This window comes from Reyranella sp., from assembly GCF_017305915.1.
Lineage (GTDB): Bacteria > Pseudomonadota > Alphaproteobacteria > Reyranellales > Reyranellaceae > Reyranella.
On record NZ_JAFKJN010000033.1, the window covers coordinates 24,268 to 37,011 of the forward strand.

Sequence of the window (12,744 nt, forward strand, 5' to 3'; positions counted from 1 at the left end):
GCCTGCCCCTTGAGATCGCGGGGAAATTCCGGGAGTCTGCGCGGAACGTGAAGGATTTGACGGTTTTCTGGCGGTGGCTGCGCACCCGGCCGGCGCTGCGGCGGGTGCATCTCGCGCTGGCGGCGCGAATCACCGTGGCCGCCATCGTGGCCCTGGTGGCGGCCCAGCTGCTCGGCCTGCCGCTGCCTCTATGGGCGGTGCTGACGGCGGTGATCGTCACCCAGATGAGCGTCGGCCGCTCGCTCAAGGCGACCGGCGACTATTTCGTCGGCACCCTGGGCGGGGCGATCTATGGCGGCGCGGTCGCCGTCCTGATCCCGCACGAGAGCGAGCTGTCGCTGCTGGTCGTGATGGTGATCGCGGTGGCGCCGCTGGCGCTGCTGGCGGCCGGCCGACCGAACATGAACGTGGTGCCAATCACTGCGATCATCATCCTGCTGCTGCCCGGCCTGACCCACACCAACCCGCTCGATTCGGCGATCAACCGCGTGCTCGAGGTGGCGCTGGGCGCGATCATCGGCCTGCTGGTGTCGTTCCTGGTGCTGCCCTCCAGCGCCCATCGCCAGATGCGCCAGGCGGCGGCGCGCATCCTCGACCTGATGGCCCGGGCGCTGGCGGCGCTGATCGACGGGCTGGGTCATGGCCTCGATGCCGACGAGCTGCACGATCTGCAGGACGGCATCGGCCAGGGGCTGAACGACCTCAACACGATCGGCGGCGAGGCCGAGCGCGAGCGCCGCGCCCGGCTGTCATCGGAGGCCGACACCGGGCCGCTGCGCCGCACTCTGCTGCGCCTGCGCCACGACCTGGTGATCGTCGGCCGCGCCGCCTCGACGCCGCTGCCCGCGGCGATGCAGGCCCGCCTGATGCCGCGGCTCGACGCGATCGCGCGGGCGGCGTCGGGCTACCTGCGCGGCTGCAGCACCGCGCTGCTGGCGCATGGCGACGCGCCGGCGATCGACGCCTTCGAGCAGGCGCTCGCGGCCTACGAGATCGAGGTCGAGGCGGTGCGCGCCGACGGGCTGACGCGCACGCTGCCGGCCGACGGCGCCGAGCGCTTCTTCGCCGTCGGCTTCGCGCTCGAGCAGATGCACCAGAACCTGCGCGACCTCAGCCGCGTGGTCGGCGAGTGGGCGAAAGCCGACGAGGAGTAGGAATCGCGATTCGCTTTATGGGCAATGGAACGCGAATCGATCGTTGATTCTCTTGGATAAAATTCGCGGCCAATGCCCATATTAGGTCCGGCGCGATGAAGCGACTATCCTGCGTGCGCGGCGGCAACCCGCGTTCGCAGGAGTCTCGAATTGGTGAGTCTGGCAAAAAACGGCGAAAACGGATCGAAACGGTCAGTAGCTCTTGGGCAGGCCCAGCACGCGCTCGGCGACGTAGCACAGGATAAGCTGCTCGCTGACCGGCGCGATGCGCGCGATCATGACCTCGCGCAGGAAGCGCTCGACGTGGAACTCCTTGGCGTAGCCGTAGCCGCCATGGGTCAGGATCGCGCGCTCGCAGGCCTCGTAGGCGGCGCGGGCGCCGAGATACTTCGCCGAGTTGGCCTCGGCGCCGCACTCCTGCTTGTTGTCGTAGAGCCAGGCCCCCTTGAAGGTAAGCAGGTTGGCGGCTTCGAGCTGCATCCAGCTCTCGGCCAGCGGATGCTGGATCGCCTGGTTCTTGCCGATCGGCCGGCCGAACACGATGCGCTCCTTGGCGTATCGCGTCGCCCTGGCGAGCGCGGCCTTGCCGATGCCGATCGCCTCGGCGGAGATCAGGATGCGCTCGGGGTTGAGGCCGTGCAGGAGATAGTGGAAGCCCTTGCCTTCCTCGCCGATGCGGTCCTCGAGCGGCACCTTGAGGCCGTCGATGAACACCTGGTTGGTGTCGATCGCCTTGCGGCCCATCTTGTCGATCTCGGTGACCTCGATCTTGGAACGGTCGAAGTCGGTGTAGAACAGCGACAGCCCGTCGGTCGGCTTCCTGCACTTGTCCTTGGGCGTGGTGCGGGCGATCAGCAGCATCTTGTCGGCGACCGACGCCGTGGTGGTGAAAGTCTTCTTGCCGTGGACGACGTAGCCGTTGCCGTCGCGCTCGGCCTTGGTGTCGAGCATGGTGGTGTTGAGGCCGGCATCGGGCTCGGTGACGGCGAAGCAGCCCTTGACCTTGCCCTTGATGATGTCGGGCAGGATGCGCTTCTTCTGCTCCTCGGTGCCGAACACCACGATCGGGTTGGGCCCGAACACGTTGAGGTGGATCGCCGAGGCGCCCTGAAGTGCCGCGCCCGACTCGGCGACCGTCTGCATCATGATCGCGGCCTCGGTGATGCCGAGGCCCGCGCCGCCGTACTCTTCCGGCATGGCGATGCCGAGCCAGCCGGCATCGGCCACCGCCCGGTAGAAGTCCTCCGGGAAGCCGCCTTCCTTGTCCTTCTTCAGCCAGTAGCGGTCGTCGAACTGCGCGCACAGCTTCGCGACGCTGTCCTTGATCGCGAGCTGGTCGTCGGTGAAGGCGAAATCCATCGTCTGTTCCTAACGGTTGGCGGCCAGCCAGCTCATCATGATGCGGTTGAACTGCTCGGGCCGTTCGACATTCGGCAGGTGCCGCGCGTTGGCGATGCCTTCGTAGCGGCCGCCGGGGATCTTCGAGGCGATCAGCTTGTTGCGGTCCGGCGGCGTGCCTTCGTCCTGGTCGCCGCAAATCACCAGAGTCGGCGCCTTGATGGTCGAGAGCCGGTCGAGATAGTCGAAGTTCTGGATCGCCGACATGCAGCCGGCCGAGCCCGCAGGCGTCGTGCCGCTGATCGTGTCGCGGACCTCGGTCCAGCGCTGCGGGTTCACTCTCTTGAACTCCGGCGTGAACCAGCGATCCATGGTGCCGTCAGCGAGCGCCGTCAGGCCCCTGCTGCGCACCGTCGCCTTGCGTTCCTCCCAGGTGCCGGCCGAGCCCGGCGGCGTCGAGGGCTGGGTGTCGCACAGGCAGAGCGAGGCGAGATAGCCCGGGTGCGCGAGTGCAAAGCCCTGGCCGATCATGCCGCCGATCGAGAGGCCGATGTAGTGCACCTTCTTGATGCCCAGCACGTCGAGCGCGCCTTTCACGTCGCCCGCGAGCTGGTCCATCGTGTAGTCGCCGTCGACCGGCGCGCTGCCGCCATGGCCGCGCATGTCGAGCCGCAGGACGCGGTAGCCCGCGCCCAAGAGCGGCACCATCTGCTCGACCCACATGCCGCCGTCGGCATTGAGCGAATGGGTGAAGCACACCACCGGCGCGTTCGGCGGCCCGGCGAGATCGAAATAGACTTTGCGGTTGTCGAGAGAGAGAAGCATGAAACCCCCTGTCGTCCTGAGCGAAGCGAAGGACCTCATGACCGGCGCCATGAGATCCTTCGCTTCGCTCAGGATGACAAGGCGCGCTCATGGGCTCCCGAATTACATGGCGGAGATGCCGCCGTCGATCACCACTTCCGAGCCGGTCATGAAGCTCGATTCGTCCGACGCCAGGAAGACCAGCGCCCAGCCGACTTCCTCGGGCCGGCCGAGGCGGCCGATCGGCACCTGGCGGCCGAGCTTCTGCTGCATGACCTCGTTGCCGAAGCGGTCGCGGTACTTGTCGAGGATCGGCGTGTCGATGAAGGTCGGGTGGACCGAGTTGCAGCGGATGTTGTAGCCGGACTTGGCGCAATGGAGCGCCACCGACTTGCTGAGCAGCCGGACGCCCGCCTTGGCCGAGTTGTAGGCCGCCATGTTGGCGCCGGCGATAATGCCCGAGATCGACGAGATGTTGATGATCGAGCCGCCCAGCCGCCCCCCAGTTTGCTTTCCAGTGTGCTTCTTGATCTCGGCGACGCCGTGCTTGCAGCCCAGGAACACGCCGTCGAGGTCGATGGCGTGGACCTTGCGCCATTCGTCGAGGGTGATGTCCTCGACCGTCTTGCTGAGGCCGATTCCGGCGGAGTTCAGCAGCACGTGCAGGGCGCCGAACTTGTCGACCGCCTCCTGGATCGCGGCCTTCCAGTTGTCCTCGCTGGTGACGTCGAGCTTCACGAAGTGACCGGCCGAGCCCAGCTTGTCGGCGACCGCCTTGCCGCGGTCGGCGGCGATGTCGGCGACGACGACGCTGGCGCCTTCCTGCGCCATCAGGGCGGCGGCATTGGCGCCCAGTCCCGAGGCGCCGCCGGTGATCAGCGCGACCTTGCCCTTGAGGCGATCGGTCATGTCTTCTTACTCCCTGCGAGTGCCTCGCGATGCGCGATGTAGCTCGTGGACGCCACGATGATGGCCGCGCCGACGAACGTCCAGACGTCCGAGGTCTTGCCCCAGACCGCCACGTCCATCAAGGCGGCCCACACGATGCCCAGGAACGTGATGGGTTGCAGGGCGGAAATGTCCAGCAGGCGATACGACCAGGTGATGAAGAAGTAGCCCAGCGTGCCGAAGACGCCGGCGCCGGCGAACAGCAGGAGCTGCGCGGCGGTCGGCGTCTGCCAGTACCACAGGCCGAACGGCGCGAAGCAGATCGCCGCGACGACGCTCTGCCAGAACACGACGACGGCCGGACGGTCGCGGCTCGACACCGCCTTGGCGACGAGATTGGAGCCGGCGATCAGCGGGATCGAGCACAGCATCATCACGACGCCGGGATTCATCTGCATCAGGCCCGGCCGCACGATCACCAGCATGCCGACGAAACCGATCGCGACGGCGATCCAGCGCCGCAACCGTACCGTCTCGCCGAGGAACAGCACGGCGCCGATCGTGACGAAGATCGGGCCGGTGAAGCCCAGCGCCGCCATGGTCGCGAGCGGCAGCCAGACCACGGCCTCGTACCACAGCGCGTAGCCGCCGAAATGGAACAGGCCGCGGAAGGCATGCATCCTGAAGCTGCGCGTGCCGAGGCCGGCGATGCCGTTCTGCCACAGCACGATCGGCAGGATCACGGCGATGCCGCCCAGCCAGCGGCCCCACGACACCAGCAGCGGCGGCATCTCGTGCGCCAGCTCCTTCACCGAGCCGTTGAGGCCGGTGAAGAAGAAGCCGGAGACGATGGCGACGGCAAAGCCGCGCGTGACCCGCGAGGGGATCAGGCGCGCAAGAGCATCAATGTGTTCGACGGCAGGCGGCAACGCGAGTCAGGCGATCAGTTCCTGCCCACGTTGGATCGGCGCCGGGATGCGCGCAAGCGTCGCCGACTGGAAGTGCGCGACCACTTCGAGCGCCCGGATGTCGGTGAACTGCACGCGACGCTCGGAAACCACGAGCATCCGCTCGTTGCGCAGCCGGGTCAGCATGCGATTGAGGTGCGGAACGCTGAGCCCCAGCGTGTCGCTCATGACCTCCTGCGAGATCGGCAGGTCGAATGCCGCGGGCTCGGCGCGACCGACCATCCGGAGCCGCGCATGGATCTCGAGCAGGAAATGGGCGAGCCGTTCGATCGGCGTGCGGCGGCCGAGGTCGACGATGCGCTCGGCGTAGAGCGTGGCGTGCTGCACGGCGAGCCAGGAGAGCGCGAGCGCGAACTTCGGCCGCCGATAGCAGGCAGCGATGAAGGCGTCGTGCGCGCACACTTCTATCTTCATGTCGGTGAGGGCGATCACCGAGAACGGCGCGCGGTCAAGGAAGCTGCCCGGCAGGCCGACGATGTCGCCCGGCACCAGCACGTCGACGATCTGCCGCTTGCCGTTACGCAACACCTTATATCTGGCGGCCATGCCGTCCTTGACGAAGCAAAGCTTGCTGTAGGGATAGCCGTCGACCACCAGGTCGCGCCGCCTCTCGACTCGCGCTTCATATTCGATGAGCGAGCGCAGGGTTTCGACGTCGTCGGGCGTGAGATCGACGAAGTGCTTCAGCCGTGCTGTAAACGGGCTTTCCCACCGCCTGCTGAGCTTGGCGATCTTGCGATCCGACCCCGGCATTCCCTCGGTTCCTTACTTATTTTCATTAATCTTGATCAATATGCCGGGTTAAGGCGACCCCTCCGAAAGGCGAACACTGTTTCCCCCGGTGTGTTCACGGGAGGAAAAGATGAGCGCTAACAGCCATTCGCGGCGCGATTTTCTGCGTCAAGCCGTCGCAACCGGCGCCGGCATGGGTGCCCTGTCGACCGGTCTCACTCCGTTCATGGCGATGCCCGTCTGGGCCAAGGACGAGCCGCCGATCGGCACCTGGCCGGCCGGTTCGCAGGGCAATTCGGTGGGAATCGGCGCCGCCGTTCCGCGCACCGGCACCTACGCCGTTCAGGGCGAGGACGAGCTCAAGGGCTGGCAACTGGCCGTCGAGCACCTCAATTCCGGCAACGACCTGATCAAGAAGTTCTCGCCCAAGACCGGCAAGGGCGTGCTCGGCAAGGAAGTGAAGCTGCATGTCGCCGACTCGGCCGCCAAGCCCAACCAGGCGGTGCAGGCGGAGCAGGGCTTCATCACCCAGAACAAGATCGTGCTGATGACCGGCTCGACCTCGTCGGCCGTCGCCGTCGCGCTCAATAAGCTCGCGCAGCGCGAGAAGGTTCTCTACGTCACCGGCATCTCCGGCTCGAACGACACCACCGGCAAGGACTGCGTCCGCTACGGCTTCCGCCAGAACTTCTTCGGCCAGACCGCGGCGGCGGCGATCGCGCCGGTGCTGGTCAAGCAGTTCGGCAAGAACAAGAAAGTGGCGTACATGACGCCGGACTACACCTACGGCCACACCGTCACCAAGGCGGTGCAGGACGCCACCAAGGCCGCCGGCTGGACAACGGTGACCAACCAGGTCTCGCCGCTCGGTGCGCCCGACTTCTCGTCGTACCTGCTGAACATCGCCAACTCCGGCGCCGACCTGCTGATCAACGTCAACTGGGGCCACGACGCAGTGCTGTCGATCCAGCAGGCCAAGCAGTTCGGCGTGCTCGACAAGATGAAGCTGGTGGTGCCTTACCAGGTGCCGTTCCTCGCCCGCGAGACCGGCGGCCTGATGCAGGGCGTCTACGCCGCCACCGACTACTGGTGGACGATCGAGGACAAGTATCCGCTGGCCAAGCAATTCAACGCCGAGTTCGAGAAGAAGCACGGCTACAAGCCGGAGTGGGGCGCGGCGAACGCCTATGTGAGCTTCGCCCACTGGGCGCGCATGGTCGAGGCGGCCGGCACTTTCTATCCGCCGGCGGTCATCAAGGCCTACGAGAAGGGTGAGACGATCCCGTCGCTGGTCGGCGACGTGAACTATCGTCCCGAAGACCACCAGTGCATCCGGCCGGTGATCATCGTGAAGGGCAAGATGCAGAAGGACATGAAGAACAAGGAGGACTTCTACGACATCGTCGAGATCGTCCCGGGTGCGGGCCTGATGCAGAAGCCGGACGAGTTCGGCTGCAAGCTCGGCGACTACACCTGATCGTTGCTCGCGAAAGGAATTGGGAGTCTCGCGTTGTTCACCTGGGCCAATTTCTTTTCGCAGGTCTTCAACGGCCTGGCGCTGGGAGCGCTTCTCGCGCTCATCAGCTCCGGGCTGACGATCATCTACGGCACGCTCGGCGTGCTGAACCTGGCGCACGGCGCCATGTTCATGATGGGCGGCTATGCCGGCTACGTCGTCTTCGACGCGACCGGCTCGTTCATCCTCGCGGTGGCGGCCGGCGCGCTGTTCCTGCTGGTGGTCGGCGTGCTGCTCGAGCGTATCGTCATCCGCCACTTTTATCACCGGCCGCATGAGGACCAGCTGCTGGTGACCTTCGGGATTTCGATCGTTATGGTCGAGGCGGTGCGGCTGATCTTCTCCAGCCTGTCCAAGAACGTCCCGGCGCCGCCGCTGCTGTCGGGCATCACCTCGCTCGGTATCACCTTCTATCCGACCTACCGCATCGCCGTCGTCGGCATCGTCGCGGTGGCGCTGCTGGTCCTCTACTTCGTGCTTTATCGCACCAAGCTCGGCATGATCGTGCGCGCCGGCATCGAAGATTCGGAGATGGTCGATTCGCTGGGCATCGACGTCCACCGCGTCTTCATGGTCGTGTTCGGCATCGGTGCCATGGCGGCGGGCTTCGCCGGCATCGTCAACGCGCCGATCGTGTCGCTGACGCCCGATGTCGGCGAGGCGATCCTGGTGCAGACCTTCGTCGTCGTCGTGATCGGCGGCGTCGGCTCGTTCCCCGGCGCGGTGCTGGGCGGACTGATCGCGGGAGAGATCATCAGCATCACCTCGATGATCGACCCGGCCTACGCCTACATCATGCTGTTTGCCGCCATGACCCTCGTCCTCGTGCTGCGCCCGTACGGTCTGCTGGGCGTCCGGGGACGCGAATGAACGCCGGTTTGTGATGCCTCCGCGTCGTTATCTCGCCGAGCTCCTGACCGCGCTCGGGCTGCTGATTGCGCCCTTCGTGCTGCCGTATCTCGGGTTCGCGCCGAACACGGTGAACCGTATTCTGGTGTGGGGCCTGTTCGGCATCGGTTTCGACCTCCTGTTCGGCTACACCGGGCTGCTGTCGTTCGGCCAGGCGGCGTTCTACGGCACCGGCGGCATGGTCGCGGCCTGGCTGCTGACGCGCGCCGACTTCCCCTCGGTCTGGCTGGCGCTCGTCATCGGCATGGTCGCGGCGGCGGCGGTCGGCTGGCTGGTCGGCCTGATCGCGCTGCGCCGCACCGGCATCTATTTCGCCATGATCACGGTGGCGATCGGCGAGGTGTTCTACTTCGTCGAGTTCAATCCGCTCGCCGACTGGACCGGCGGCGAGAATGGCCTGCCGGGCGTGCCGACGCCCAGCCTCCATCTCGGCTTCACCACCATTCACTTCACCACCGGCTGGGCCCTCTATCCGTTCCTCGCCGCGTGCTACTTCATCGGCATCGTGATCGCGCTGCGCATCGTGCACTCGCCGGTCGGCGCCGTGCTGAGCGCGATCCGCGACAACCCGCTGCGCGCCGCCGCGGTCGGCCACGACATCCACAGTTACAAGCTCACCGCCTTCGTCGTCGCCGCGGCCTATGCCGGCCTGGCCGGCGGGCTGCTCGGCGTCCTGCAGGCCTTCATGCCGCCCGAGGCCTTCATCTTCGACACCTCCGGCCAGCTCGTGATGCAGACCGCGATCGGCGGCCCCGGCACGCTGTTCGGGCCGTTGCTCGGCGCGGCGGTGTGGCTGTCGCTGCAGGACTTCCTGCAGGCCGCGCTCGACCTCGGCGCGGCGTGGAAGCTGGTGCTGGGCGTGGTGTTCGTCCTGCTGGTCTGCTTCCTGCGGCACGGCCTGGTCGGCGGCCTCATCGACCTCTATCGCCTCGTCTCCAGGCGCAGCACGGCCGAAGCCGAAGCGCCGGAGGAGGCGACCCCGATCCATGCCGCCGTCGCCTCGATGCCGGCGCGCCGTCGCGAGGGCGATCTCACCGCCGGCACCGTCCTCGAGGCCAAGGGGCTGACCAAGCGCTACGGCGGCCTGGTCGCCAACGGCGACATCGACTTCACCGTCAAGGTCGGCGAGCTGCGCGGCATCATCGGCCCCAACGGCGCGGGCAAGAGCACCTTCTTCAAGATGCTGACCTGCGAGGTCCCGCCCAGCGCCGGCACGATCGTGTTCGAGGGCCAGGACATCACCGGCAAGGGCGTGACCGAGGTCTGCCAGCTCGGCCTCACCAAGAGCTATCAGGTGAACCAGCTCTTCACCCGGCTGACGGTGCGCCAGAACCTGACGATCGCGGCGCTCGCCGACCTGCGCGGCCGCTTCCGCCTGCTCGACCTGTTCCGCAGCCTGGAGAAGATCCCGGGCCTGCAGGATCGCGTGCAGCACACGCTCGGCCTGGTCGGCCTGACGGCGCGCGCCGACGTGGCCGTGTCGGCGCTGGCCTACGGCGAGAAGCGGCGGCTCGAGATCGGGCTTGCGCTCGCGACCTCGCCCAGCCTGCTGCTGCTCGACGAGCCGCTGGCCGGCATGAGCCCGCGCGAGCGCGTCGAGACCGTGCAGCTCCTGAAGTCGATCGCCCGGGGCCGCACCATGATCGTGATTGACCACGACATGGACTCGCTGTTCGAGCTGGTCGAATGGATCACCGTGCTGCAGGAAGGCAAGGTGCTGGCCGAGGGCACGCCGGATCAGATCAAGACCGATCCGGCGGTGCGCGAGGCCTATCTCGGCGGAGTGCACGCATGAGCCTGCCCCTATGAGCTTACTCGAGGTCGACGGCCTGAACTCCTACTACGGCGATTCGCACATCCTGTTCGACGTCTCGCTGCGCGTGGAGAGCAACGAGGTGGTGGCGCTGCTCGGCCGCAACGGCGCGGGCAAGAGCACGACCTTGAAGAGCCTGATGGGCGTGGTGACGCCGCGCACCGGCAAGGTGACGTTCGACGGCAGGAACGTCGCCGGCCAGAAGAGCCACGCCATTGCCCGGGCCGGCATGCAGTTGGTCCACGAGGACCGGCGCATCTTCGGCAGCCTCAATGTCGAGGAGAACCTGGTGCTGGCCGGCCTCAGCGCGCCCCGGCGCTGGCCGGTCGAGCGCATCTGGGAGATGTTCCCGCGCCTCCGGGAGCGCCGCACCAGCCGCGGCACCGACTTGTCGGGCGGCGAGCAGCAGATGCTGGCGATCGCCCGCGCGCTGATCCGCGATCCCAAGCTGATCCTGCTCGACGAGCCGTTCGAGGGCCTGGCGCCGGTGATCGTGCAGGACCTGCTGGCGACCTGCCGCACCCTGGCCGAGGCCGGGCAGACCATCGTCGTGGTCGAGCAGAACATCTCGGCGGCGCTGACGCTGGCCGACCGCGTCTACATCATCAACAACGGCCACATCGTCGAATCGCTGGCGACGGAAGCGCTGCGGGCGCAACCCGACATCCTGCACCGCCACCTCGGCGTCTAATCCATCCACAGCAAGACGTCCTCTTGCGAACGGCCGCCAGGCCGCGCAGCGTTGCGGTCATGGCCTACGCCCCGATCTCCGACGACTACGATCTCGACTTGCTCGACGAGCATCTGAGCTCTCCAGAGCGGCCGGACGATGCCATGCTGTTGAGCGAGCTCGACGGCTATTTGACAGCCATCGCGCTCTCGCCCGGTCTCATCCCGCCGAGCGAGTGGCTTCCTGCCATTTGGGGCGGCGAGGGCCTTCCCTTCGCGGGTGCAAAGGAGGCCGGCGGAGCCTTCGCGGCGATCATGGGTTTGTACAACGACAACCTTCGCGACCTTGCCGACCGGAGCAGGCCCTACGAGCCGCTGTTCATCATCGATCGCGACGGCAGCACCTTCGCGGATATCTGGGCGCAAGGATTCTTTCGGGGCGTCGGCCTGCGGCTGGAAGAATGGCGGCCTTTGATCGAGGACAAACAGGCTTTCGACGCTTATGCGCCCATAGCGATCCTGTCCACGGATCGCAGCGAATTGCCGGAAGTTTCCGACAAGCGGCGCGACAAGATCTCGCGCAGCGCTCCACAGTTCTTCCCGGACTGCATCGCGCAGATACAGGCCTTTTGGCGAAACCGCGGTCTCGGACCCCGCTCCGCCGCTCCGCCGCGCGTCGGTACAAGCCCGAAGTCGGCCTGGATGGCCCGCCAACGCGCCGCTTGGGCCGAGAACGTCGCTCCCCTGCGATCGGCCAAGGTGGGACGCAACGACCCCTGTCCCTGCGGCTCCGGCAAGAAGTACAAGCGTTGCTGCGGCGCCTGACCGTCAGTCGAGCGTCACCTTGTAGCGGCTGACCGCCAGCGCCGAGACGACCAGCAAGATGGCGGTCAGCGCCAGCAGCTGGCCGGAGATGTCGCCGAACGCCGCGCCCTTCAGCATCAGCCCGCGGACCAGGCGCATGAAGTGGGTCGCGGGCAGGCCTTCGCCGATCCATTGCGCCCAGTTCGGCATGCCGCGGAACGGGAACATGAAGCCCGACAGCAGGATCGACGGCAGCAGGATGAACACCGAGGCCTGCATCGCCTGAAGCTGGTTCTGGGTCACCGTCGAGATGGTGAAGCCGATCGCGAGATTGACGGTGATGAACAGTGCCGTGCCGAGGCAGAGCAGCGCGACGCTGCCCTCTGTCACGACGTCGAACAGCACGCGGCTGATCAGCAGGATCACCGCGACCTGCACCGAGCCGATGGCGATGTACGGCAATATCTTGCCGATCATCACCTCGAGCGGCCGCACCGGCATGGCCAGCAGGTTCTCCATGGTGCCGCGCTCGCGCTCGCGGGTGACGGCTAATGCGGTCATCATCACCATGGTCATGGTCAGGATCACCGCCAGCAGGCCGGGCACGATGTTGAGCCGCGCCTTGCCCTCGGGGTTGTAGCGCCGCTGCAGCACCAGCTCGACGCCGCCCGCCTTGGGGTTGCGGTCGGCGAGCGGGCCGATCAGGTCGCGGCGCAGCGCCTGCTCGATCGCGGGCTGGGCGGCGGCCAGCGGGTTGGCGGCGGCCAGCGGATCGGTGGCGTCGGCGTCGATCAGCACCTGGGCGCGCTCGCCGCGCACCAGCCGGCGCGTGAAGTCGGACGGGATGGTGACGACGAACTGCACCTTGCCCTGCTGCAGCAGCGCGTTGGCTTCGGCCTCCGAGCGCGGCCGCTCGGTGAACTTCATGTAGCCGGTGCTGCTCAGTGCCGAGACGATGGTGCGCGTGACGGTCGTGTCGTCGGCCGAGATCACGGCGGTCGGCAGGTTGTGCGGATCGGTGTCGATGGCGTAGCCGAACAGCAGCAGCTGCATGATCGGCACGCCGAACATCATGGCGAAGGTCAGCCGGTCGCGGCGGAGCTGCTGGATCTCCTTGACGATGATGGCGAGGAGGCGCTGCCACATGGA

General features: G+C 66.8%; 12 protein-coding genes. 6 read left to right on the forward strand and 6 right to left on the reverse strand.

What is annotated here, in order from left to right:
• Nucleotides 1–56: 56 nt before the first annotated feature.
• On the forward strand, nucleotides 57–1,154 hold the full coding sequence (locus tag J0J01_RS27705) for an FUSC family protein (protein WP_296386837.1): 1,098 nt from the start codon (nucleotides 57–59) through the stop codon (nucleotides 1,152–1,154).
• Nucleotides 1,155–1,346: 192 nt separating this feature from the next.
• On the opposite strand, the gene J0J01_RS27710 is transcribed toward J0J01_RS27705, so the two are convergent.
• The 5 genes from J0J01_RS27710 to J0J01_RS27730 form a co-directional block, all read right to left on the reverse strand.
• Nucleotides 1,347–2,513, reverse strand: a complete 1,167-nt coding sequence (locus tag J0J01_RS27710; RefSeq protein ID WP_296386750.1) for an acyl-CoA dehydrogenase family protein — start codon at nucleotides 2,511–2,513, stop codon at nucleotides 1,347–1,349.
• A gap of 9 nt (nucleotides 2,514–2,522) precedes the next feature.
• On the reverse strand, nucleotides 2,523–3,317 hold the full coding sequence (locus tag J0J01_RS27715; RefSeq protein ID WP_296386752.1) for an alpha/beta fold hydrolase: 795 nt from the start codon (nucleotides 3,315–3,317) through the stop codon (nucleotides 2,523–2,525).
• A gap of 102 nt (nucleotides 3,318–3,419) precedes the next feature.
• Nucleotides 3,420–4,205: an SDR family oxidoreductase gene (locus J0J01_RS27720; RefSeq protein ID WP_296386755.1), complete on the reverse strand. Its 786-nt coding sequence runs from the start codon at nucleotides 4,203–4,205 to the stop codon at nucleotides 3,420–3,422.
• Nucleotides 4,202–5,113, reverse strand: a complete 912-nt coding sequence (locus J0J01_RS27725; RefSeq protein WP_296386757.1) for a DMT family transporter — start codon at nucleotides 5,111–5,113, stop codon at nucleotides 4,202–4,204. The genes J0J01_RS27720 and J0J01_RS27725 overlap by 4 nt, the downstream gene beginning before the upstream one ends.
• Before the next feature lie 6 nt (nucleotides 5,114–5,119).
• Nucleotides 5,120–5,905: a Crp/Fnr family transcriptional regulator gene (locus tag J0J01_RS27730; protein ID WP_296386759.1), complete on the reverse strand. Its 786-nt coding sequence runs from the start codon at nucleotides 5,903–5,905 to the stop codon at nucleotides 5,120–5,122.
• 109 nt (nucleotides 5,906–6,014) lie between these two features.
• On the opposite strand from J0J01_RS27730, the gene J0J01_RS27735 reads away from it, so the two are divergent.
• Genes J0J01_RS27735 through J0J01_RS27755 form a run of 5 tightly spaced genes read left to right on the forward strand, consistent with a single transcriptional unit; the run spans nucleotide 6,015 to nucleotide 11,616 of the window.
• Nucleotides 6,015–7,361, forward strand: coding sequence for a substrate-binding protein (locus J0J01_RS27735; RefSeq protein ID WP_296386760.1), 1,347 nt, complete (start codon nucleotides 6,015–6,017; stop codon nucleotides 7,359–7,361).
• A gap of 33 nt (nucleotides 7,362–7,394) precedes the next feature.
• Entirely contained in the window at nucleotides 7,395–8,270 is an 876-nt protein-coding gene (locus J0J01_RS27740; protein ID WP_296386762.1) for a branched-chain amino acid ABC transporter permease, read from the forward strand.
• A 10-nt stretch (nucleotides 8,271–8,280) separates the two neighbouring features.
• Nucleotides 8,281–10,104, forward strand: coding sequence for a branched-chain amino acid ABC transporter ATP-binding protein/permease (locus J0J01_RS27745; RefSeq protein WP_296386763.1), 1,824 nt, complete (start codon nucleotides 8,281–8,283; stop codon nucleotides 10,102–10,104).
• A 10-nt stretch (nucleotides 10,105–10,114) separates the two neighbouring features.
• Nucleotides 10,115–10,813, forward strand: a complete 699-nt coding sequence (locus tag J0J01_RS27750; RefSeq protein ID WP_296386765.1) for an ABC transporter ATP-binding protein — start codon at nucleotides 10,115–10,117, stop codon at nucleotides 10,811–10,813.
• Nucleotides 10,814–10,872: 59 nt separating this feature from the next.
• Nucleotides 10,873–11,616, forward strand: coding sequence for a UPF0149 family protein (locus tag J0J01_RS27755; protein WP_296386767.1), 744 nt, complete (start codon nucleotides 10,873–10,875; stop codon nucleotides 11,614–11,616).
• Between the two features lie 3 nt (nucleotides 11,617–11,619).
• Here J0J01_RS27755 and J0J01_RS27760 read toward each other — a convergent pair whose 3' ends face one another.
• Nucleotides 11,620–12,741, reverse strand: a complete 1,122-nt coding sequence (locus tag J0J01_RS27760; RefSeq protein ID WP_296386769.1) for an ABC transporter permease — start codon at nucleotides 12,739–12,741, stop codon at nucleotides 11,620–11,622.
• Between the last annotated feature and the right edge of the window lie 3 nt (nucleotides 12,742–12,744).

Excerpts from the sequence above, each read along its gene's own strand:
- J0J01_RS27710 (WP_296386750.1), bottom strand. The coding sequence starts at position 2,513 with ATGGATTTCGCCTTCACCGACGACCAGCTCGCGATCAAGGACAGCGTC.
- J0J01_RS27715 (WP_296386752.1), bottom strand. The coding sequence starts at position 3,317 with ATGCTTCTCTCTCTCGACAACCGCAAAGTCTATTTCGATCTCGCCGGG.
- J0J01_RS27720 (WP_296386755.1), bottom strand. The coding sequence starts at position 4,205 with ATGACCGATCGCCTCAAGGGCAAGGTCGCGCTGATCACCGGCGGCGCC.
- J0J01_RS27730 (WP_296386759.1), bottom strand. The coding sequence starts at position 5,905 with ATGCCGGGGTCGGATCGCAAGATCGCCAAGCTCAGCAGGCGGTGGGAA.
- J0J01_RS27735 (WP_296386760.1), top strand. The coding sequence starts at position 6,015 with ATGAGCGCTAACAGCCATTCGCGGCGCGATTTTCTGCGTCAAGCCGTC.
- J0J01_RS27750 (WP_296386765.1), top strand. The coding sequence starts at position 10,115 with ATGAGCTTACTCGAGGTCGACGGCCTGAACTCCTACTACGGCGATTCG.
- J0J01_RS27755 (WP_296386767.1), top strand. The coding sequence starts at position 10,873 with ATGGCCTACGCCCCGATCTCCGACGACTACGATCTCGACTTGCTCGAC.
- J0J01_RS27760 (WP_296386769.1), bottom strand. The coding sequence starts at position 12,741 with ATGTGGCAGCGCCTCCTCGCCATCATCGTCAAGGAGATCCAGCAGCTC.